General features: G+C 67.7%; 29 protein-coding genes. All 29 read left to right on the top strand.

Annotation, left to right across the window (positions count from 1 at the left end):
* Position 1: 1 nt before the first annotated feature.
* Positions 2–370: a hypothetical protein gene (locus NIE111_RS31635; protein WP_238687836.1), complete on the top strand. Its 369-nt coding sequence runs from the start codon at positions 2–4 to the stop codon at positions 368–370.
* A 679-nt stretch (positions 371–1,049) separates the two neighbouring features.
* A complete protein-coding gene (locus NIE111_RS31630) occupies positions 1,050–1,430 on the top strand; it encodes a hypothetical protein (protein WP_238687835.1) in 381 nt (126 codons plus the stop codon).
* 508 nt (positions 1,431–1,938) lie between these two features.
* Positions 1,939–2,313, top strand: a complete 375-nt coding sequence (rpsL, locus tag NIE111_RS31625) for a 30S ribosomal protein S12 (protein ID WP_007465318.1) — start codon at positions 1,939–1,941, stop codon at positions 2,311–2,313.
* Between the two features lies 1 nt (position 2,314).
* Positions 2,315–2,785, top strand: a complete 471-nt coding sequence (gene rpsG, locus NIE111_RS31620; RefSeq protein ID WP_007465317.1) for a 30S ribosomal protein S7 — start codon at positions 2,315–2,317, stop codon at positions 2,783–2,785.
* A 74-nt stretch (positions 2,786–2,859) separates the two neighbouring features.
* Positions 2,860–4,956, top strand: coding sequence for an elongation factor G (fusA, locus tag NIE111_RS31615; RefSeq protein WP_266304404.1), 2,097 nt, complete (start codon positions 2,860–2,862; stop codon positions 4,954–4,956).
* A 212-nt stretch (positions 4,957–5,168) separates the two neighbouring features.
* A complete protein-coding gene (gene tuf, locus NIE111_RS31610) occupies positions 5,169–6,362 on the top strand; it encodes an elongation factor Tu (protein WP_030489585.1) in 1,194 nt (397 codons plus the stop codon).
* A gap of 350 nt (positions 6,363–6,712) precedes the next feature.
* The gene (rpsJ, locus tag NIE111_RS31605; RefSeq protein ID WP_007073037.1) at positions 6,713–7,021 is read left to right on the top strand and encodes a 30S ribosomal protein S10; all 309 of its coding nucleotides are present in this window, start codon (positions 6,713–6,715) and stop codon (positions 7,019–7,021) included.
* An 11-nt stretch (positions 7,022–7,032) separates the two neighbouring features.
* The gene (gene rplC, locus NIE111_RS31600) at positions 7,033–7,698 is read left to right on the top strand and encodes a 50S ribosomal protein L3 (RefSeq protein WP_091402403.1); all 666 of its coding nucleotides are present in this window, start codon (positions 7,033–7,035) and stop codon (positions 7,696–7,698) included.
* Entirely contained in the window at positions 7,695–8,345 is a 651-nt protein-coding gene (gene rplD / locus NIE111_RS31595) for a 50S ribosomal protein L4 (protein WP_030489587.1), read from the top strand. Before rplC ends, rplD begins: the two co-directional genes overlap by 4 nt.
* On the top strand, positions 8,342–8,644 hold the full coding sequence (rplW, locus tag NIE111_RS31590) for a 50S ribosomal protein L23 (RefSeq protein WP_007465304.1): 303 nt from the start codon (positions 8,342–8,344) through the stop codon (positions 8,642–8,644). Before rplD ends, rplW begins: the two co-directional genes overlap by 4 nt.
* Before the next feature lie 12 nt (positions 8,645–8,656).
* Positions 8,657–9,496 (top strand): 50S ribosomal protein L2, encoded by an 840-nt coding sequence (gene rplB / locus NIE111_RS31585; protein WP_053653944.1) that lies wholly within the window; start codon positions 8,657–8,659, stop codon positions 9,494–9,496.
* A gap of 12 nt (positions 9,497–9,508) precedes the next feature.
* Complete coding sequence (gene rpsS, locus NIE111_RS31580) at positions 9,509–9,790, top strand: 30S ribosomal protein S19 (protein WP_007465299.1); 282 nt, start codon at positions 9,509–9,511, stop codon at positions 9,788–9,790.
* A 41-nt stretch (positions 9,791–9,831) separates the two neighbouring features.
* Positions 9,832–10,290: a 50S ribosomal protein L22 gene (gene rplV / locus NIE111_RS31575; protein ID WP_007465297.1), complete on the top strand. Its 459-nt coding sequence runs from the start codon at positions 9,832–9,834 to the stop codon at positions 10,288–10,290.
* Entirely contained in the window at positions 10,290–11,159 is an 870-nt protein-coding gene (rpsC, locus tag NIE111_RS31570; RefSeq protein ID WP_091402401.1) for a 30S ribosomal protein S3, read from the top strand. The genes rplV and rpsC overlap by 1 nt, the downstream gene beginning before the upstream one ends.
* A gap of 3 nt (positions 11,160–11,162) precedes the next feature.
* Entirely contained in the window at positions 11,163–11,588 is a 426-nt protein-coding gene (gene rplP, locus NIE111_RS31565) for a 50S ribosomal protein L16 (RefSeq protein WP_053653940.1), read from the top strand.
* The gene (gene rpmC / locus NIE111_RS31560) at positions 11,588–11,824 is read left to right on the top strand and encodes a 50S ribosomal protein L29 (RefSeq protein ID WP_007465283.1); all 237 of its coding nucleotides are present in this window, start codon (positions 11,588–11,590) and stop codon (positions 11,822–11,824) included. Before rplP ends, rpmC begins: the two co-directional genes overlap by 1 nt.
* Positions 11,821–12,099 (top strand): 30S ribosomal protein S17, encoded by a 279-nt coding sequence (rpsQ, locus tag NIE111_RS31555; protein WP_030489590.1) that lies wholly within the window; start codon positions 11,821–11,823, stop codon positions 12,097–12,099. The genes rpmC and rpsQ overlap by 4 nt, the downstream gene beginning before the upstream one ends.
* A 97-nt stretch (positions 12,100–12,196) precedes the next feature.
* Entirely contained in the window at positions 12,197–12,565 is a 369-nt protein-coding gene (gene rplN / locus NIE111_RS31550; RefSeq protein WP_007465279.1) for a 50S ribosomal protein L14, read from the top strand.
* The gene (gene rplX, locus NIE111_RS31545; protein ID WP_172899047.1) at positions 12,562–12,882 is read left to right on the top strand and encodes a 50S ribosomal protein L24; all 321 of its coding nucleotides are present in this window, start codon (positions 12,562–12,564) and stop codon (positions 12,880–12,882) included. Before rplN ends, rplX begins: the two co-directional genes overlap by 4 nt.
* Positions 12,882–13,448: a 50S ribosomal protein L5 gene (gene rplE / locus NIE111_RS31540; RefSeq protein ID WP_091402385.1), complete on the top strand. Its 567-nt coding sequence runs from the start codon at positions 12,882–12,884 to the stop codon at positions 13,446–13,448. The genes rplX and rplE overlap by 1 nt, the downstream gene beginning before the upstream one ends.
* 1 nt (position 13,449) lies before the next feature.
* A complete protein-coding gene (locus tag NIE111_RS31535; RefSeq protein ID WP_007465272.1) occupies positions 13,450–13,635 on the top strand; it encodes a type Z 30S ribosomal protein S14 in 186 nt (61 codons plus the stop codon).
* A gap of 116 nt (positions 13,636–13,751) precedes the next feature.
* On the top strand, positions 13,752–14,159 hold the full coding sequence (gene rpsH / locus NIE111_RS31530) for a 30S ribosomal protein S8 (RefSeq protein ID WP_007465270.1): 408 nt from the start codon (positions 13,752–13,754) through the stop codon (positions 14,157–14,159).
* Between the two features lie 16 nt (positions 14,160–14,175).
* Positions 14,176–14,718, top strand: a complete 543-nt coding sequence (rplF, locus tag NIE111_RS31525; protein WP_091402383.1) for a 50S ribosomal protein L6 — start codon at positions 14,176–14,178, stop codon at positions 14,716–14,718.
* The gene (rplR, locus tag NIE111_RS31520; RefSeq protein WP_091402381.1) at positions 14,715–15,104 is read left to right on the top strand and encodes a 50S ribosomal protein L18; all 390 of its coding nucleotides are present in this window, start codon (positions 14,715–14,717) and stop codon (positions 15,102–15,104) included. The genes rplF and rplR overlap by 4 nt, the downstream gene beginning before the upstream one ends.
* Before the next feature lie 33 nt (positions 15,105–15,137).
* The gene (rpsE, locus tag NIE111_RS31515) at positions 15,138–15,752 is read left to right on the top strand and encodes a 30S ribosomal protein S5 (RefSeq protein ID WP_074314587.1); all 615 of its coding nucleotides are present in this window, start codon (positions 15,138–15,140) and stop codon (positions 15,750–15,752) included.
* On the top strand, positions 15,752–15,934 hold the full coding sequence (rpmD, locus tag NIE111_RS31510; RefSeq protein ID WP_007465262.1) for a 50S ribosomal protein L30: 183 nt from the start codon (positions 15,752–15,754) through the stop codon (positions 15,932–15,934). The genes rpsE and rpmD overlap by 1 nt, the downstream gene beginning before the upstream one ends.
* Positions 15,934–16,377 carry a 50S ribosomal protein L15 gene (gene rplO, locus NIE111_RS31505; RefSeq protein WP_030329906.1) on the top strand — a complete coding sequence of 148 codons (444 nt, stop codon included), beginning with the start codon at positions 15,934–15,936 and terminating at the stop codon, positions 16,375–16,377. The genes rpmD and rplO overlap by 1 nt, the downstream gene beginning before the upstream one ends.
* A gap of 232 nt (positions 16,378–16,609) precedes the next feature.
* Complete coding sequence (secY, locus tag NIE111_RS31500; RefSeq protein ID WP_238687834.1) at positions 16,610–17,938, top strand: preprotein translocase subunit SecY; 1,329 nt, start codon at positions 16,610–16,612, stop codon at positions 17,936–17,938.
* Entirely contained in the window at positions 17,939–18,592 is a 654-nt protein-coding gene (locus tag NIE111_RS31495) for an adenylate kinase (protein ID WP_088950228.1), read from the top strand.
* Positions 18,593–18,634: the final 42 nt, after the last annotated feature.

Genomic DNA, 18,634 nt, shown 5'->3' with positions numbered 1-18,634 from the left:
GATGACGACCGCACCCGGGCAGGTGTCCGTCGCCCAACAGGGCGTGCGCCACCCGCTGGACCCGGACCCGGCCCGCGCCACGAAGGCGCGGGCGGTCTTCGCGCTGGGCCTGCTCGGCATGTTGACCGGGCTGTTCATCGGTGGCGTGGTGCCGGCCACCGTGGCGCTGCAACTGGCCCGGCAGGCGCGTCGGGAGGCGTACGCCTCGGGGGGTTTCCTGACCGGCGCCGTCTGGCTGCGACGCGGGGAGTGGATGGCCTGGACCGGCCTGGTGCTGGTCGCGGTCAGTGTGGTGGCCGCGGTGGTCATCGGGGTGGTCCGGTTGGCCGGTGCCCCGTTCGGCCACGACTACCCGGCGAACATGGACTGAGCCACCGGTGACCGCGCCCGGCGCGGGCGGCGGCGCTCGCGGCGGTAGCCTGGCCGATGTCCGCCGTGTGGCGGTGGCGGCCTTTCGACAGGAGGACCTCGTGACGGAACCGGCGCGGCCCCCTGCGGACGAACCGGCCGGCCCGCCGGACCCGCCGGCTCCGCCATCCGAGCCGAGCGACTGGGCGCGACCCGGTCCGAGCGGCGAGACGCACCCACCGGTGTCCATCCCGAGCCCGCCGCCTCCTGCTGCGCCGCCCCCCGGTTGGGGTCCGAACGGCTGGGGCACGACCGCGACGCCCGGCTCCGACCAGCCGTACCCGGTCTCCAGCGCACCGACCTCGACGCCGCAGGGCTGGGGCCCGCCCACCTCCGGGCCGGGTGTGCCGCCCGGCTGGGGCCCGCCGACGGCTGGATCGGGAGCGCCGTACGGCTGGGGTCCGTCCTCGTCCGCGCCGAGTGTGCCGGCTGGGTGGGGTCCGTCGTCGTCTGCGCCGCCGGGGTGGGGTCCGTCCTCGTCTGGGCCGGCTGCGTCGTACGGCTGGGGCCCGCCGTCGTCCGGGCCCGGGGCGGCGCCCGGCTGGGGTCCGCCGCCGCCGGGGCACGGCCCCGGGTGGGGTGGCACGCCGGGTCGTCCGGTACCGCCGCCCACCGACGACCAGCGCCGGCCGCCGAAGCGGGTGGAGGCCGTTTCGGGTACGCCGTTCGGCGTCGTGCACCTGGACGTGCCACCGGTCACGTCCGGGCTGGCCATCGGGGCGCTGGTGGCGGGGATCGCCTCACTCCTGGTCTCACTGCTGGTGATCTGCTTCGGAGTGGCCTTCAAGAACGACGGCGGGGCCTGGGCCTCCGGGGCGTTCGCTGCGCTGGGTGTGCTGGCCGGCGGGGCGGCGGTCGTCATCGGGCTGCTCGGCCGGCGGCAGATCCGGCGGCCGACGGTGCCATCCGCGGTCCAGTTCACCGGCCGCGGGCTGGCGATGGCCGGGATCAGCTGCGGCGCGGCGGGGGCGCTGCTCAGCCTGCTGGGCCTGGGTCTTGCCCTGCTTCTCACGCTGACGTGAGGGTCGTCACCGAGAGATCCGGCACCTGACGGGGGTTTTCCGCGGAAGGCTTCCGGTCACCCCGGGGGCGATGGGTGCTTCTACGGGGAAGCCGGTACACTTGTATTCGTAGGTGCCCATCGCGGGCGACGGGGCAGGACGAGATCCGGCCGGCGGGTGTGAGACAGTCGCCGGGCCATTCCGTTTTGACCTGGGCGGTTGTGGTAGGTACTCTTTCCCCTTGTGCCCGGGCATGCCCGGGCAACTCGTGCGTGCGCTGTTTCCGGCTTACGGACGGCGGCACGACAAGCCAAAGATCCGGGGCGGGGCGACCCGCGCGCCGGTGACAAAACCCGGTACGAACGCGAGAGCGTCGCAACGGGGCCGTGACGAGGGCGACACGCCCGACCGCGGGTGCCGGGGTCTCCGCAAGGCGACCCTGGTCGGAATGTAGGAGAGCCGGTCATCAGGCCGGCTAACGAGCAGACGGCGCGGCCGCGGATGCGGCCGAAGGGAGCGGAGAAACCCGGTGCCCACGATCCAGCAGCTGGTCCGAAAGGGCCGCCAGGCGAAGACGACCAAGACCAAGACCCCGGCGCTGAAGGGTTCCCCTCAGCGGCGCGGCGTGTGCACCCGCGTGTACACCACCACCCCGAAGAAGCCGAACTCGGCGCTGCGCAAGGTCGCTCGCGTGAAGCTCAGCAGCCAGATCGAGGTGACCGCCTACATCCCCGGCGTCGGTCACAACCTGCAGGAGCACTCGATCGTGCTCGTTCGCGGCGGTCGGGTGAAGGACCTCCCCGGCGTGCGTTACAAGATCGTTCGCGGCTCGCTGGACACCCAGGGTGTCCGCAACCGCAAGCAGGCGCGCAGCCGTTACGGCGCGAAGAAGGAGAAGAGCTGACATGCCGCGTAAGGGACCCGCTCCGCGGCGGCCACTGGTCGCTGACCCGGTGTACAACTCGCCGCTGGTCACCCAGCTGGTGAACAAGATCCTGCTCCGCGGCAAGCGTCAGCTCGCCGAGTCCATCGTGTACGCGGCCCTCGAGGGCTGCCGCGAGAAGTCCGGCACCGACCCGGTCGTCACCCTCAAGCGGGCGATGGACAACGTCAAGCCGACCCTCGAGGTGCGCAGCCGTCGTGTCGGTGGCGCCACCTACCAGGTTCCGGTCGAGGTCCGCCCGACCCGGGCGACCACCCTGGGCCTGCGCTGGCTGGTCACGTACTCCCGCGCCCGGCGCGAGAAGACCATGGTCGAGCGGCTGATGAACGAGCTGCTGGACGCGAGCAACGGCCTCGGTGCCGCCGTCAAGCGGCGCGAGGACACGCACAAGATGGCCGAGTCGAACAAGGCCTTCGCGCACTACCGCTGGTAACACCCTGGTTCCGGCGCCTCCGGGCGCCGGAACCGCCACCAGTTGAGTCGAGACGACGATAAGTAGGGATTGAAGTGGCCGCCGCAGACGCGCTCGCCAAGGTACGCAACATCGGCATCATGGCGCACATCGATGCCGGTAAGACCACGACCACCGAGCGAATCCTGTTCTACACCGGCATCACGTACAAGATCGGTGAGGTCCACGAGGGCGCTGCCGTCATGGACTGGATGGAGCAGGAGCAGGAGCGTGGTATCACCATCACCTCCGCTGCTACCAAGTGTGAGTGGAAAGACCACACGATCCAGATCATCGACACGCCTGGCCACGTCGACTTCACGGTCGAGGTCGAGCGGTCGCTGCGGGTCCTGGATGGTGCGGTAGCGGTTTACGACGGTGTCGCCGGCGTGGAACCGCAGACGGAGAACGTCTGGCGGCAGGCCGACAAGTACAACGTCCCGCGTATGTGCTTCGTCAACAAGCTCGACCGGACCGGCGCCGACTTCTTCCGCTGCGTGCAGATGATGATCGACCGGTTGAACGCCACCCCGCTGGTGCTCCAGATCCCGATCGGGCTCGAGGGTGACCACATCGGTGTCGTCGACCTGATCGGCATGCGCGCGCTCACCTGGCGCGGGGAGACCCAGAAGGGTGAGGACTACGCGGTTGAGGAGATCCCGGCCGAGCTGGCCGACTCCGCGGCCGAGTGGCGCGAGAAGCTGATGGAGACCCTCGCCGACGTCGACGACGCGGTGATGGAGAAGTACCTGGAGGGCGAGGAGATCCCCGACGCGGAGATCAAGGCCGCCATCCGGCGTGCCACCATCGCCGGCAAGGCCAACCCGGTGCTCTGCGGCTCGGCGTTCAAGAACAAGGGCGTTCAGCCCATGCTCGACGCCGTGGTCGACTTCCTGCCGTCGCCGCTGGACGTTCCGGCGATCGAGGGTACGGCCACCGACGGCGAGACCCCGCTGCTGCGTAAGCCGTCCAACACGGAGCCCTTCTCCGGCCTGGCCTTCAAGATCCAGACGGACAAGCACCTGGGCAAGCTCACCTACGTGCGGGTCTACTCCGGCACGCTCGATTCCGGTTCCCAGGTGGTCAACTCCACCAAGGACCGCAAGGAGCGGATCGGCAAGATCTACCAGATGCACGCCAACAAGCGGGAAGAGCGTCCGTCGGCGCAGGCCGGCGACATCATCGCCGTGCAGGGTCTCAAGCAGACCACCACCGGCGACACTCTCTCCGACCCGGCGAACCCGGTCATCCTGGAGTCCATGACCTTCCCGGAGCCGGTCATCTCGGTGGCGATCGAGCCGAAGACCAAGTCCGACCAGGAGAAGCTGGGCACTGCCATCCAGCGCCTGGCCGAGGAGGACCCGACCTTCCGCGTCCAGCTGGACGAGGAGACCGGTCAGACGGTCATCTCCGGCATGGGTGAGCTGCACCTGGACATCCTGGTCGACCGGATGCGCCGCGAGTTCAACGTCGAGGCGAACGTCGGCAAGCCGCAGGTGGCGTACCGCGAGACCATCCGCCGCAAGGTGGACAAGGTCGAGTACACCCACAAGAAGCAGACCGGTGGTTCCGGCCAGTACGCCCGCGTGATCGTGAGCGTCGAGCCGCTTCCGCTGGACAACGACTCGCCGACCTACGAGTTCGCGAACGCCGTCAGCGGCGGCCGCATCCCCCGGGAGTTCATCCCCTCGGTGGACGCCGGTGCGCAGGACGCGCTGCAGTACGGCATCCTGGCGGGCTTCCCGCTGGTCGGCGTGAAGCTGACCCTGCTGGACGGCCAGTACCACGAGGTCGACTCGTCGGAAATGGCATTCAAGATCGCCGGCTCGATGGTGATGAAGGACGCGGCCCGCAAGGCCGATCCGGCACTGCTCGAGCCGATGATGGCCGTTGAAGTCACCACTCCTGAGGAGAACATGGGTGACGTCATCGGTGACCTCAACTCCCGCCGCGGCATCATCCAGGCGATGGAGGAGCGCAGCGGCGCCCGCATCGTCCGGGCCCTGGTGCCGTTGTCGGAGATGTTCGGCTACGTCGGCGACCTGCGGTCGAAGACCCAGGGCCGGGCTAGCTACAGCATGCAGTTCGACTCCTACGCCGAGGTTCCGCAGAGCGTCGCGAAGGAGATCATCGCCAAGGCAACGGGCGAGTAGCGCTCTGAGCTGGTGATTCGTGGTTGGTCGCGGGAGGGTTCACCCGCCCGCGGCCACCACGATCGGATCGCGTGAGACCGGGCCTGTAGGCTTCATCGCCGCAGAACCCACAAAGGCTCTCCGGCCGTCAGGCCGGAAAGGCTGTCGACAGAGTCCTAAGCGCCGACCGGCGCGCCGGGCGTACGAACCAAGAAGTCCACAGGAGGACACCAGTGGCGAAGGCTAAGTTCGAGCGGACTAAGCCGCACGTCAACATCGGCACCATTGGTCACATCGACCACGGTAAGACGACGCTGACGGCGGCCATCACCAAGGTCCTGCACGACCAGTACCCGGACCTGAACCCCTACACGCCGTTCGACGAGATCGACAAGGCGCCGGAGGAGAAGGCCCGCGGCATCACGATCTCGATCGCGCACGTCGAGTACCAGACCGAGTCGCGGCACTACGCGCACGTCGACTGCCCTGGGCACGCCGACTACATCAAGAACATGATCACCGGTGCCGCGCAGATGGACGGCGCGATCCTGGTGGTCGCGGCGACCGACGGCCCGATGCCGCAGACCCGCGAGCACGTGCTGCTGGCCCGTCAGGTCGGTGTGCCGTACATCGTCGTGGCGCTCAACAAGAGCGACATGGTCGATGACGAGGAGCTCCTGGAGCTCGTCGAGCTCGAGGTCCGTGAGCTGCTCTCCTCGCAGGAGTACCCGGGTGACGACCTGCCGGTCGTTCGGGTTTCGGCGCTGAAGGCCCTCGAGGGTGACCCCGAGTGGACCGGCAAGCTGCTGGACCTGATGACCGCTGTCGACACCTCGATCCCGCAGCCGGAGCGCGAGGTTGACAAGCCGTTCCTGATGCCGGTTGAGGACGTCTTCACGATCACCGGTCGTGGCACCGTCGTCACCGGTCGCGTGGAGCGCGGCGTTCTCCTGCCGAACGAGGATGTCGAGCTCGTCGGTATCAAGGAGAAGAGCTTCAAGACCAAGGTCACCGCGATCGAGATGTTCCGGAAGACCCTGGACGACGCCCGCGCAGGCGAGAACGTCGGTCTGCTGCTGCGTGGTACCAAGCGCGACGAGGTCGAGCGCGGCATGGTCGTCGTGAAGCCGGGCTCGAACACCCCGCACACGGAGTTCGAGGCGACGGTCTACATCCTCTCCAAGGAGGAGGGTGGCCGTCACACCCCGTTCTTCCAGAACTACCGCCCGCAGTTCTACTTCCGGACCACTGACGTCACCGGTGTCGTCACCCTCCCCGAGGGCACCGAGATGGTCATGCCGGGTGACAACACGTCCATGTCGGTGAAGCTGATCCAGCCCATCGCCATGGAGGAGAACCTCAAGTTCGCGATCCGCGAGGGTGGCCGCACCGTCGGCGCCGGGTTCGTCACCAAGATTAACAAGTGAACTAGGTAACCCCGATTAGACCCGCCGCCGGTCGTGCGGCATACTAGTCAGGTTGCGTAACGACAGTTCGTCGCCTGTGTTCGGCTTTCGCTGAACCTCCGGGTGGCGAGGCAGTCGAGCGTAGGGTGGTTGGCGGCCCAGTCGCCAACCACCCTCGCACGGCGTTCAGGTCGCGGTAATGCGATCGGCGCCTTGACCCCCCGTGCGGTCGGCACCACTCCGGTACCTAGGGGCGGAGCTCGGCCCGAGGGCGCGACACGCCCGACCGCGGGGGTCGGCGAAGTGGGCCTGTGCCAGCCGGTACAGGCGCCCGCAACACAGCGGCATCGAGAGAAGGAACAGAAGCCACCATGGCGGGACAGAAGATCCGCATCCGGCTCAAGGCCTATGACCACGAGGTCGTCGACTCCTCGGCTCGGAAGATCGTCGAGACGGTGACGCGCACCGGGGCGCAGGTCGCGGGCCCGGTGCCGCTGCCCACGGAGATCAACCGTTTCTGCGTTATCCGCTCGCCGCACAAGTACAAGGACTCGCGCGAGCACTTCGAGATGCGCACGCACAAGCGGCTGATCGACATCATCGACCCGACCCCGAAGACGGTCGACTCGCTCATGCGCCTCGACCTGCCGGCTGGCGTCGACATCGAGATCAAGCTGTAGGGACCGGACAAATGGACAGGCAAGTCAAGGGGATCCTGGGCGCCAAGCTCGGCATGACCCAGGTCTGGGAGAACAACCGTGTTGTTCCCGTGACCGTGGTCGAGGCCGGCCCGTGCGTCATCAGCCAGGTTCGTAGCGCCGAGAAGGACGGTTACTCCGCGGTCCAGCTCGCGTACGGCACCATCGACCCGCGCAAGGTCAAGAAGCCGATCAGCGGGCACTACGCCAAGGCGGACGTGGCGCCGCGCCGGCACATCGTCGAGCTGCGCACCACTGACGCTGGGGAATACTCGCTCGGCCAGGAAGTCACTGTCGAGGAGTTCCCGGCCGGCGTCACCATCGACGTCACCGGCAAGACCAAGGGCAAGGGCTACGCCGGCCCGATGAAGCGGCACGGCTTCCACGGCCTGGGCGCCGGCCACGGCGTCGAGCGCAAGCACCGCTCGCCCGGCTCCATCGGCGCCTGCGCCACTCCGGGTCGTGTCTTCAAGGGCACCCGGATGGCCGGCCGTATGGGTGGCGTTCGGTACACCGTGCAGAACCTCACCGTCCAGGCGGTCGACACCGAGAACAACCTGCTGCTCGTCCGGGGTGCCATTCCTGGTCCCAAGGGCGCGCTCGTTCTGGTCCGTACCGCGGCCAAGAGCAAGGTGAAGAAGGGCGGTGCGGCCAAGTGACCACCGTTGACGTGCGCACCGTCGAAGGCACCACCAGCGGCTCCGTGGAGCTGCCGGAGGACATCTTCGACGTGCAGGCCAACGTCGCGCTGATGCACCAGGTCGTGGTGGCCCAGCTCGCGGCGGCCCGACAGGGCACGCACAAGGCCAAGACCCGCGGCGAGGTCGCCGGTGGCGGCAAGAAGCCGTACAAGCAGAAGGGCACCGGTCGCGCCCGGCAGGGCTCGATCCGCGCGCCGCAGTTCGCCGGCGGTGGCGTCGTGCACGGTCCCGTGCCGCGCGACTACAGCCAGCGGACCCCGAAGAAGATGAAGGCCGCCGCTCTGCGGGGTGCCCTCTCCGACCGGGCCCGCGCCGGGCAGGTGCACGTCGTCGAGGCGTTCGTCTCGGGCGAGAAGCCGTCTACCAAGGCGGCCCTGGCCACGCTGACCAAGCTCACCGAGGCCCGTCGGGTCCTGGTCGTGCTGAGCAGCACCGACGAGCTGAACTGGGTGTCGCTGCGCAACGAGCCGCGCGTGCACCTGATCGAGTCCGGCCAGCTGAACACGTACGACGTGCTCGTGGCCGACGACGTGGTCTTCACCAAGGACGCCCTGGACGAGTTCCTGGGCGTGCCCGCCGAGACCACCGAGGAGGGTGGCAAGTGAGCACGATCGCCGACCCGCGCGACATCATCGTGGCGCCGGTCGTCTCGGAGAAGAGCTACAGCGAGCTGAACCGGAACTGGTACACCTTCCTGGTGCACCCGGACGCGAACAAGACCGAGATCAAGATCGCTATCCAGCAGATCTTCAACGTCCGCGTCCTGACGGTCAACACGCTCAACCGCCAGGGTAAGCGCAAGCGCACCAAGACCGGTTTCGGTCAGCGCAAGGCGACCAAGCGGGCGATCGTGAAGCTGGCTGACGGTGACCGCATCGAGGCCTTCGGCGGCCCGGTCAGCTGAGGGGTGTAGACAATGGCTATCCGTAAGTACAAGCCGACGACGCCGGGCCGACGTGGCTCGAGTGTCGCTGACTTCGCCGAGATCACCCGGTCCACGCCGGAAAAGTCGCTGCTGGCTCCGTTGCCGAAGAAGGGCGGGCGTAACGCCCACGGCCGGATCACCACGCGGCACCACGGTGGCGGTCACAAGCGTCAGTACCGTCTGATCGACTTCAAGCGGGTCGACAAGGACGGCGTGCCGGCGAAGGTCGCTCACATCGAGTACGACCCGAACCGCACGGCGCGCATCGCGCTGCTGCACTACGCCGACGGCGAGAAGCGGTACATCCTCGCGCCGAAGGACATGAAGCAGGGCGACCGCGTCGAGTCCGGCCCGGGCGCCGACATCAAGCCGGGTAACAACCTGCCGCTGCGCAACATCCCGGTCGGTACCACGATCCACAACGTGGAGCTGCGTCCGGGTGGCGGGGCCAAGCTGGCCCGTTCCGCCGGCGTCGGCATCCAGCTGCTCGGCCGCGAGGGCGCGTACGCGACCCTGCGTATGCCGTCCGGCGAGATCCGGCGGGTGGACGTTCGCTGCCGCGCCAGCGTCGGCGAGATCGGCAACGCCGATCAGTCGAACATCAACTGGGGCAAGGCCGGCCGGATGCGGTGGAAGGGCAAGCGCCCGACCGTCCGTGGTGTCGCCATGAACCCGGTCGACCACCCGCACGGTGGTGGTGAGGGTAAGACCTCCGGTGGTCGCCACCCGGTCAACCCGCAGGGTAAGCCCGAGGGCCGCACCCGCCGTAAGGGCCAGCCGAGTGACCGGCTGATCGTCCGCCGCCGCTACGCCACGCGTAAGCGCGGCTGAGGGAGATAAGACATGCCTCGCAGCCTGAAGAAGGGCCCGTTCGTAGACGACCACCTGCTCAAGAAGGTGGAAGTTCAGAACGACAAGGGCTCCAAGAACGTGATCAAGACCTGGTCGCGGCGCTCGACGATCATCCCCGAGATGCTGGGGCACACGATCGCCGTGCATGACGGACGCAAGCACGTCCCGGTGTTCGTGACCGAGGCGATGGTCGGGCACAAGCTCGGCGAGTTCGCGCTGACCCGCACTTTCAAGGGTCACGAGAAGGACGACCGGAAGAGCCGTCGGCGCTGACGCCGCGGGCATACGGATAGAGGGAACAAGGGGTTACAGCGATGCCAGGAAAGGGCGACGCTCCGGTGCTTCCGGGCGCGCGGGCGGTTGCGCGGCACGTGCGCATCTCGCCGATGAAGGCGCGCCGGGTGGTCAACCTCGTCCGCGGCCTGCCCGCGAAGGAGGCGCTCACGGTGCTGCAGTTCGCGCCGCAGGCTGCGAGCGAGCAGGTGTACAAGGTGCTCGCTAGCGCGATCGCCAACGCGGAGAACAACGAGCGGCTGGACCCCGACGCGCTGCTCGTCAGCGAGGCCTTCGTGGACGAGGGCCCGACGATGAAGCGGTTCCAGCCGCGGGCGCAGGGTCGGGCGTACCGAATCCGCAAGCGCACCTGCCACATCACTGTGGCGGTCGAAGCGGTCGCGCCGGCAGCGCCGAGGAAGGCCGCGGCGAAGAAGGCCGCCCCGGCCACGGAGGCCGCACCGGCCGAAGCGCAGAGCAAGACGGAGGACGCCGAGTAATGGGTCAGAAGGTTCACCCCACTGGGTTCCGGCTCGGCATCTCGACCGACTGGAAGTCCCGCTGGTTCGCGGACAAGCTCTACAAGGACTACATCGGCGAGGATGTCAAGATCCGCCGCATGATGTCCAAGGGCCTCGAGCGTGCCGGGATTTCCAAGGTCGACATCGAGCGCACCCGCGACCGGGTCCGGGTCGACATCCACACCGCCCGGCCGGGCATCGTCATCGGCCGTAAGGGTGCGGAGGCCGACCGGATCCGCGGCGAGCTTGAGAAGCTCACCGGCAAGCAGGTTCAGCTGAACATCATCGAGGTGAAGAACCCCGAGTCGGACGCTCAGCTGGTCGCGCAGGGCGTGGCCGAGCAGCTGTCCAGCCGGGTCAGCTTCCGTCGGGCGATGCGCAAGGCCATGCAGTCGGCGATGAAGAACCCGGTCTGCAAGGGCATCCGGGTTCAGGTCTCGGGTCGCCTCGGCGGCGCCGAGATGAGCCGGACCGAGTTCTACCGTGAGGGCCGGGTTCCGCTGCACACGCTGCGGGCCAACATCGAGTACGGCTTCTTCGAGGCCCGTACCACGTTCGGTCGGATCGGTGTGAAGGTCTGGATCTACAAGGGCGACGCCGTCCCGGGCCGGGAAGCTCCGGCCGAGGCCGGTCCGTCCCGCCCGCGTCGTGGTGAGCGCGGCGACCGTCCCGAGCGTCCGCGCCGTGGCCGGTCGGGTTCGTCCGGCACCACGGCTGGTGGCACCGAGGCCGGTCGGGCTGCTGCGACCACCATCGCGCAGCAGGCCGAGACGCCGAGCGGCGAGCCGGTCGACAGCGCAGCTGTCGCCGCCACTGCTGCTCCGGCAGAAACGCAGCAGGAGGGCTGACAGATGCTGATGCCGCGCAAGCCCCCGAAGGGCTTCCGCAAGCCGCACCACCCGGACCGCAGTGGCGCGTCCAAGGGTGGTAACCGGGTGGTGTTCGGCGAGTTCGGGATCCAGGCTCTCGAGCCGGCGTACGTGACGAACCGGCAGATCGAGTCGGCACGTATCGCGATGACTCGCCACATCAAGCGTGGTGGCAAGGTCTGGATCACGATCTTCCCGGACCAGGCCCTCACCAAGAAGCCTGCCGAGACCCGGATGGGTTCCGGTAAGGGTTCGCCCGAGTGGTGGGTCGCCAACGTCAAGCCGGGGCGGGTTCTCTTCGAGATGTCCTTCCCCAACGAGCAGACCGCGCGAGAGGCCATGCGTCGCGCGATCCACAAGCTCCCGATGAAGTGCCGCATTGTTACGCGCGAAGTGGGTGAATCCTGATGGCAGCGGGCGTTAAGGCGACCGAGCTGCGTGAGCTCTCCGAAGAGGAGCTGGTCACGAAGCTGCGGGAGGCCAAGGCGGAGCTGTTCAACCTCCGCGTGCAGGCCGCAACCGGGCAGCTCGACAACAACCGGCGGCTGCAGGTCATCCGTCGGGAGATCGCCCGGATCTACACGATCATGCGTGAGCGCGAGCTGGGGCTCTCGGCCGCGCCGACTGAGGTGACTGCATCATGACCGAAGAGACCGCCACCGCCGCCGCGCGGTCGCGCCGCAAGGTCCGCGAGGGCCTGGTGATCAGCGACAAGATGGACAAGACCGTCGTTGTCGAGGTCGAGGACCGGGTTCGGCACGCGTTGTACGGCAAGATCATGCGCCGTACGGCCAAGCTGAAGGTGCACGACGAGCAGAACGCCGCTGGCACCGGTGACCGGGTTCTCATCATGGAGACCCGGCCGCTGAGCGCCACCAAGCGTTGGCGGATCGTGGAGATCCTGGAAAAGGCCAAGTAGCGAAGGCTCGAGCTCGCCCGGCGTTGCGTCGGGCGTAGGTTCCGCCAGGCTCCGGCCGCTACGGCGGCCGGAGAACCGGCAGACATAGGAGATAGACGTGATTCAGCAGGAGTCGCGACTGCGCGTCGCCGACAACACGGGTGCTCGGGAGATCCTGTGCATCCGGGTTCTCGGCGGCTCGGGTCGGCGCTACGCGAGTATCGGCGACGTCATCGTGGCCACGGTCAAGGACGCGATCCCGGGTGCCGGTGTGAAGAAGGGCGACGTCGTCAAGGCTGTCGTCGTTCGCACGGCCAAGGAGAGGCGGCGTCCGGACGGCTCGTACATCCGCTTCGACGAGAACGCCGCCGTCATCATCAAGGACGGCGGGGACCCGCGTGGAACCCGTATCTTCGGCCCGGTGGGCCGGGAGCTGCGGGACAAGCGGTTCATGAAGATTATTTCCCTCGCGCCGGAGGTGTTGTGACCGTGAAGGTCAAGAAGGGCGACACGGTCGTCGTCATCGCCGGCAAGGACAAGGGTGCCAAGGGCAAGGTCATTCAGGCCTACCCGCGGCAGGACAAGGTCCTGGTCGAGGGCGTGAACCGGGTCAAGAAGCACACCCGCATCAGCACGACCCAGCGTGGCGCCAAGACCGGCGGCATCGTCACTCAGGAGGCCCCGATCCACGTCTCGAACGTGCAGGTCCTGGACTCCGACGGCAAGCCGACCCGCGTCGGTTACCGGATCGACGACAACGGCCAGAAGGTCCGCATCGCGCGTAGCACCGGTAAGGACCTGTGATGACCACGGCTACCGAAAAGACCCTGCCGCGCCTCAAGGAGCGGTACCGCAACGAGATCGTGGCGCAGCTGCGTGAGCAGCGCAGCTACGGCAACCCCATGCAGGTGCCGCGGCTGGTCAAGATCGTCGTCAACATGGGTGTCGGCGAGGCTGCTCGCGACGCCAAGCTGATCGACGGCGCGGTCCGCGACCTCGCCACGATCACCGGCCAGAAGCCGCAGGTGCGGCGGGCGACCAAGTCCATCGCGCAGTTCAAGCTCCGCGAGGGCATGCCGATCGGCGCGAAGGTCACCCTTCGCGGCGACCGGATGTGGGAGTTCATGGACCGGCTGCTCTCCATCGCGCTGCCGCGTATCCGCGACTTCCGCGGCCTGGACGGGCGCAAGCTGGACGGGCACGGCAACTACACGTTCGGTCTGACCGAGCAGTCGGTGTTCCACGAGATCGACCAGGACCGGATCGATCGCCAGCGGGGCATGGACATCACGGTGGTCACGACCGCCACGACCGACGACGAGGGCCGGGCGCTGCTCAAGCTCCTGGGCTTCCCGTTCAAGGAGAACTGAGATGGCCAAGAAGGCGCTGATCATCAAGGCGGCCGCGAAGCCGAAGTTCTCGGTTCGCGCGTACACCCGCTGCCAGCGGTGCGGGCGTCCGAAGGCGGTCTACCGCAAGTTCGGGCTCTGCCGGGTCTGCATCCGGGAGATGGCTCACCGCGGTGAGCTGCCGGGCGTGTCCAAGGCTTCCTGGTAAGGGCGACCGCGTCCCGGCCGTCGGCCGGGAACTCCTGCACCGATTAGGTATTGCTCTTCGCCGTAGGCCCGGGGCTGATGCCCCGGGAACCCCGGCGAGAAAGGCTGACGAAATCCATGACGATGACCGACCCGATCGCAGACATGCTCACGCGTCTGCGTAACGCCAACCAGGCGTACCACGATCAGGTGAAGATGCCCTACTCCAAGATCAAGGCGAACATCGCCGAGGTCCTGAAGGCCGAGGGTTACATCGCCACCTGGTCGGTCGAGGAGCCCGAGGAGGGCGCCGTCGGCAAGCGACTGGTCGTCGAGCTGAAGTACGGCCAGAACCGCGAGCGGAGCCTGGCCGGCATCAAGCGCGTGTCCAAGCCCGGTCTCCGGGTGTACGCCAAGTCGGACGGGCTCCCGCGGGTGCTCGGTGGGCTGGGCGTGGCGATCATTTCGACGTCCCAGGGGCTGCTGACCGACCGGCAGGCCCGCAAGCGGAGTGTTGGCGGGGAAGTCCTCGCCTTCGTCTGGTAACGGGAGACAGGTAGAAATGTCGCGAATTGGACGTAAGTCGATCCCGGTGCCAGCCGGCGTCGACATCACGATCGACGGGCAGACCGTCAAGGTCAAGGGCCCCAAGGGCCAGCTCCAGCACACCCTCGCCGAGCCGATCACGGTCGAGCGGGCCGAGGATGGGCAGCTGAGCGTCAACCGGCCGAACGACGAGCGCAAGGCCAAGGAACTCCACGGCCTGAGCCGTACGCTGGTTGCCAACATGATCGTCGGGGTCACCGAGGGCTACCGCAAGAGCCTGGAGATCGCCGGCACCGGTTACCGGGTCACCGCCAAGGGTTCGGATCTCGAGTTCGCGCTCGGGTTCTCGCACCCGGTGGTCGTCCCCGCCCCGGCGGGCATCACCTTCACGGTGGAGCGGCCGACCCTGTTCCACGTGGCTGGCATCGACAAGCAGCAGGTCGGTGAGGTCGCCGCCAACATCCGGAAGATCCGCCCGCCGGAGCCCTACAAGGGCAAGGGCGTCAAGTACCAGGGCGAGGTCATCCGCCGCAAGGCTGGAAAGGCAGGTAAGAAGTGAGCGCCACGCTGCTCAAGCGCCGCCGCGGTGTCGCCGCCAAGCGCGCCGTTGGGCGTGCGCGTCGACACTTCCGCGTCCGCAAGAACGTCAGCGGTACGGCCGAGCGTCCGCGCCTGGTCGTCACCCGCTCGCTGCGGCACATGGTCGCCCAGGTCGTCGACGACACCAAGGGTCACACCCTGGCGTCGGCGTCGACCCTGGACGCCTCGCTGCGCGGTGCGGAGGGCGACAAGAGCGCCCTGGCTGGCAAGGTGGGCGCGCTGCTCGCCGAGCGGGCCAAGGCCGCCGGCGTCTCCAAGGTCGTCTTCGACCGCGGCGGCAACCGGTACGCGGGGCGAGTCGCCGCGCTTGCCGACGCCGCCCGCGAAGCCGGGCTCGAGTTCTAACAACCCCGTCACGAGAGAGAAGGAAGGCTGCTGATGCCAGGTCAACAGCGCCGTGGCGGCGGGTCCGGTGGCAACGAGGGTGGTCGCCGCGACAACCGCCGTGAGGGCGGCCGCGGAAACGCGCCCGTCGAGAAGACCCCGCACCTTGAGCGGGTCGTCGCGATCAACCGCGTCGCCAAGGTCGTGAAGGGTGGTCGTCGCTTCAGCTTCACCGCCCTGGTGATCGTGGGCGACGGCGACGGCACGGTCGGCGTGGGCTACGGAAAGGCCAAGGAGGTGCCCGCGGCCATCGCCAAGGGTGTCGAGGAGGCCAAGAAGCACTTCTTCAAGGTCCCGCGGATCGGTCAGTCGATCCCGCACCCGGTGACGGGTGAGGACGCCGCTGGTGTGGTGCTGCTCAAGCCGGCCTCGGCCGGTACGGGTGTCATCGCCGGTGGACCGGTGCGTGCCGTGCTGGAGTGCGCTGGGATCCACGACGTGCTCTCCAAGAGCCTCGGTTCGTCGAACCCGATCAACATCGTGCACGCCACAGTGGCGGCCCTGAAGGGGCTTGAGTCCCCCGAGCAGGTCGCGGCGCGTCGTGGTCTGCCGGTGGAGGACGTCGCGCCGGCCGCCATGCTGGCGTCGCGTGCGGGGGTGGCGCACTGATGGCACGCCTGAAGGTCACCCAGCTCCGGTCCGGTATCGGGACCAAGCACAACCAGCGTGAGTCGCTGCGTTCGCTCGGTCTCAAGCGGATCAACGACGTGGTGGTCAAGGAGGACCGGCCCGAGATCCGCGGCATGATCTTCACTGTGAGCCACCTCGTGAAGGTCGAGGAGGTCGAGTAATGACGATCAAGGTGCATCACCTGCGCCCGGCGCCCGGTTCCAAGACCGCGAAGACCCGTGTGGGTCGCGGTGAGGGTTCCAAGGGCAAGACCGCTGGTCGCGGTACCAAGGGTTCCAAGGCCCGCAAGAACATCTCGGCGGCGTTCGAGGGTGGGCAGATGCCCATCCACATGCGCCTGCCGAAGATGAAGGGCTTCAAGAACAAGTTCAAGGTGGTCTTCCAGGTTGTCAACCTGGACCGACTCGCTGAGCTGTTCCCGAATGGTGGTCAGGTCGGCCCGCTGGAGCTCGTTGAGTCCGGCGCCGTCCGCAAGGGTCACCCGGTCAAGGTCCTCGGCACCGGGGACCTCGGCGGTGTGGCGCTCCAGGTGTCTGCGCACGCGTTCAGTGCGTCGGCCAAGGAGAAGATCGCTGCCGCCGGTGGCTCCGTCACCGAGCTGTAAGGCGTACGACCATGGCGCCCGTCCAGTTGAGAGCAACTGGCGGGCGCCGTGGTCTACCTGGGGCCTGAGCGCCCGGTAACATCGGTTTCGATTTATGTAGTCGGGCGCATCTGCCCGGACCGGGGTGAGGCTGTTAGAGTCCCATCCCAGCCATGGATTGCGGGCACTCGCCCGTGATCCACCCCGACCCGCCAGGGATCACCGGCGGCCCGCCTCGCGCAGGAGGAAGAAGTTGCTGTCCGCCTTTCTCAGTGCGTTCCGTACGCCTGACCTGCGCAAGAAGCTGCTGTTCACAGTAGGCATCATCGCGGTCTACCGGCTGGGTGCAACGCTCCCCAGCCCGGGCGTCTCGTACGGCAACGTGCAGAAGTGCCTCGACACCATCCAGGGTGACACCACCGGGGTGGTGAACCTTCTCAACCTCTTCTCCGGCGGAGCGCTGCTACAGCTCTCGGTCTTCGCGCTGGGCATCATGCCCTACATCACCGCGTCGATCATCTTGCAGCTGCTGACCGTCGTGATCCCCCGCCTGGAGCAGCTCCGCAAGGAGGGCCAGGCCGGTCAGGCGAAGATCACCCAGTACACCCGCTACCTGACCCTCGGTCTCGGTGTGCTGCAGGCCTCGGCGTTCGTGGCCCTGGCCCGCTCGGGCCAGCTGTTCCAGAACCGCTGCGACCAGTTCCCGATCATCCCCACCGGCACCGGCATCCCGGACTGGCTGACCCTGACCATCCTGGTGATGACGATGACCGCCGGCACCGGCATGGTCATGTGGCTCGGTGAGCTGATCACCGACCGCGGCGTCGGCAACGGCATGTCCGTCCTGATCTTCACCTCGATCGCGGCGCGGCTGCCCAGCGAGGGCTGGCAGATCAAGACCAGCAAGGGCTGGGACATGTTCGCCCTGGTCATCGCGCTGGTCCTGGTGGTCATCACCGCTGTCACCTTCATCGAGCAGGCGCAGCGCCGGATCCCGGTGCAGTACGCCAAGCGGATGATCGGTCGGCGGATGTACGGCGGCACCTCGACTTACATCCCGCTCAAGGTCAACCAGGCGGGTGTGATCCCGGTCATCTTCGGCTCGTCGCTGCTCTACCTGCCGCAGTTGGCGCTGCAGTTCTTCGACCAGACCGACCCGGGCAAGACCCAGTCGTGGATCCAGAACAACCTGGTCAACCCGAGTAGCCCGATCTACATCGCGGTCTACTTCCTGATGATCATCTTCTTCACGTACTTCTACGTCTCGATCACGTTCAACCCGACCGAGGTCGCTGACAACATGAAGAAGTACGGCGGGTTCGTGCCGGGCATCCGCCCGGGCAAGCCGACCGCCGACTACCTGGACTTCATCCTCAGCCGGATCACCCTGCCGGGCGCGCTCTACCTCGGCGTCATCTCGATCCTGCCGAACTTCTTCTTCATCTGGCTGGACAACCAGCAGTACCAGAACTTCCCGTTCGGCGGCACCGCTGTGCTCATCATGGTCGGCGTCGGTCTGGAGACCGTGAAGCAGATCGAGAGCCAACTCATGCAGCGGAACTACGAAGGGTTCCTGCGGTAGATGAGACTCGTTCTGGTTGGCCCGCCGGGCGCGGGCAAGGGCACGCAGGCCGAGTTCATCGCCGCGCACCTCTCGGTGCCGAAGATCTCGACCGGAGACATCTTCCGGTCGAACGTCACCCAGGGCACGCCGCTCGGTGTCGAGGCGAAGCGGTACATGGACGCGGGCGAGCTGGTTCCGGACGAGGTCACCATCAACATGGTCCGGGACCGGCTGGCCGAGCCCGACGCCAGCGAGGGTTTCCTGCTCGACGGCTTCCCGCGAACGACTCCGCAGGCGGCCGCTCTGGACAAGCTCCTGGCCGATCTGGGCACCGCCCTGGATCTGGTCCTGGAGCTGGTCGTCGACGACGACGAGGTGATCCGGCGGCTCTCCGGCAGGCGTACCTGCCGGGGCTGCGGCAAGATCTGGCACGTCGAGTTCGACGCCACCACCCGGCCCGGCATCTGTGACCGGTGCGGCGCCGAGCTGTTCCAGCGCGACGACGACAAGCCGGAGACGATCGCCACGCGGCTCCGCGAATACAGCGAGAAGACCGCACCCCTGGTCGACTACTACGGCGCTCAGGGCAAGCTGGTCGGGATCGACGCCACCGGGCCGGTGGAGGACGTCACCACCCGGGCCATCGACGCGTTGCGGTCGTACGGCGGCTGAGGTCCGGCCGGGCCACGGCGGATAGAGTGCGAACAGCGGGGT

Origin of the sequence: Micromonospora hortensis, assembly GCF_022230935.1 — a bacterium.
Lineage (GTDB): Bacteria > Actinomycetota > Actinomycetes > Mycobacteriales > Micromonosporaceae > Micromonospora > Micromonospora hortensis.
This window is presented reverse-complemented; position numbering and strand designations above follow the sequence as displayed.

What these genes read in the sequence shown, in the direction of transcription:
- rpmC (WP_007465283.1), top strand. Translation starts at nt 11,588, where the DNA reads ATGGCAGCGGGCGTTAAGGCGACCGAGCTGCGTGAGCTCTCCGAAGAG.
- NIE111_RS31495 (WP_088950228.1), top strand. Translation starts at nt 17,939, where the DNA reads ATGAGACTCGTTCTGGTTGGCCCGCCGGGCGCGGGCAAGGGCACGCAG.
- rpsJ (WP_007073037.1), top strand. Translation starts at nt 6,713, where the DNA reads ATGGCGGGACAGAAGATCCGCATCCGGCTCAAGGCCTATGACCACGAG.
- rplB (WP_053653944.1), top strand. Translation starts at nt 8,657, where the DNA reads ATGGCTATCCGTAAGTACAAGCCGACGACGCCGGGCCGACGTGGCTCG.
- rplF (WP_091402383.1), top strand. Translation starts at nt 14,176, where the DNA reads ATGTCGCGAATTGGACGTAAGTCGATCCCGGTGCCAGCCGGCGTCGAC.
- rpsC (WP_091402401.1), top strand. Translation starts at nt 10,290, where the DNA reads ATGGGTCAGAAGGTTCACCCCACTGGGTTCCGGCTCGGCATCTCGACC.
- rpsQ (WP_030489590.1), top strand. Translation starts at nt 11,821, where the DNA reads ATGACCGAAGAGACCGCCACCGCCGCCGCGCGGTCGCGCCGCAAGGTC.
- NIE111_RS31635 (WP_238687836.1), top strand. Translation starts at nt 2, where the DNA reads ATGACGACCGCACCCGGGCAGGTGTCCGTCGCCCAACAGGGCGTGCGC.
- rpsG (WP_007465317.1), top strand. Translation starts at nt 2,315, where the DNA reads ATGCCGCGTAAGGGACCCGCTCCGCGGCGGCCACTGGTCGCTGACCCG.
- rplC (WP_091402403.1), top strand. Translation starts at nt 7,033, where the DNA reads ATGGACAGGCAAGTCAAGGGGATCCTGGGCGCCAAGCTCGGCATGACC.
- rplV (WP_007465297.1), top strand. Translation starts at nt 9,832, where the DNA reads ATGCCAGGAAAGGGCGACGCTCCGGTGCTTCCGGGCGCGCGGGCGGTT.
- rpsE (WP_074314587.1), top strand. Translation starts at nt 15,138, where the DNA reads ATGCCAGGTCAACAGCGCCGTGGCGGCGGGTCCGGTGGCAACGAGGGT.
- rplE (WP_091402385.1), top strand. Translation starts at nt 12,882, where the DNA reads ATGACCACGGCTACCGAAAAGACCCTGCCGCGCCTCAAGGAGCGGTAC.
- rpsH (WP_007465270.1), top strand. Translation starts at nt 13,752, where the DNA reads ATGACGATGACCGACCCGATCGCAGACATGCTCACGCGTCTGCGTAAC.
- rpmD (WP_007465262.1), top strand. Translation starts at nt 15,752, where the DNA reads ATGGCACGCCTGAAGGTCACCCAGCTCCGGTCCGGTATCGGGACCAAG.
- rpsS (WP_007465299.1), top strand. Translation starts at nt 9,509, where the DNA reads ATGCCTCGCAGCCTGAAGAAGGGCCCGTTCGTAGACGACCACCTGCTC.
- rplO (WP_030329906.1), top strand. Translation starts at nt 15,934, where the DNA reads ATGACGATCAAGGTGCATCACCTGCGCCCGGCGCCCGGTTCCAAGACC.
- rplP (WP_053653940.1), top strand. Translation starts at nt 11,163, where the DNA reads ATGCTGATGCCGCGCAAGCCCCCGAAGGGCTTCCGCAAGCCGCACCAC.
- NIE111_RS31535 (WP_007465272.1), top strand. Translation starts at nt 13,450, where the DNA reads ATGGCCAAGAAGGCGCTGATCATCAAGGCGGCCGCGAAGCCGAAGTTC.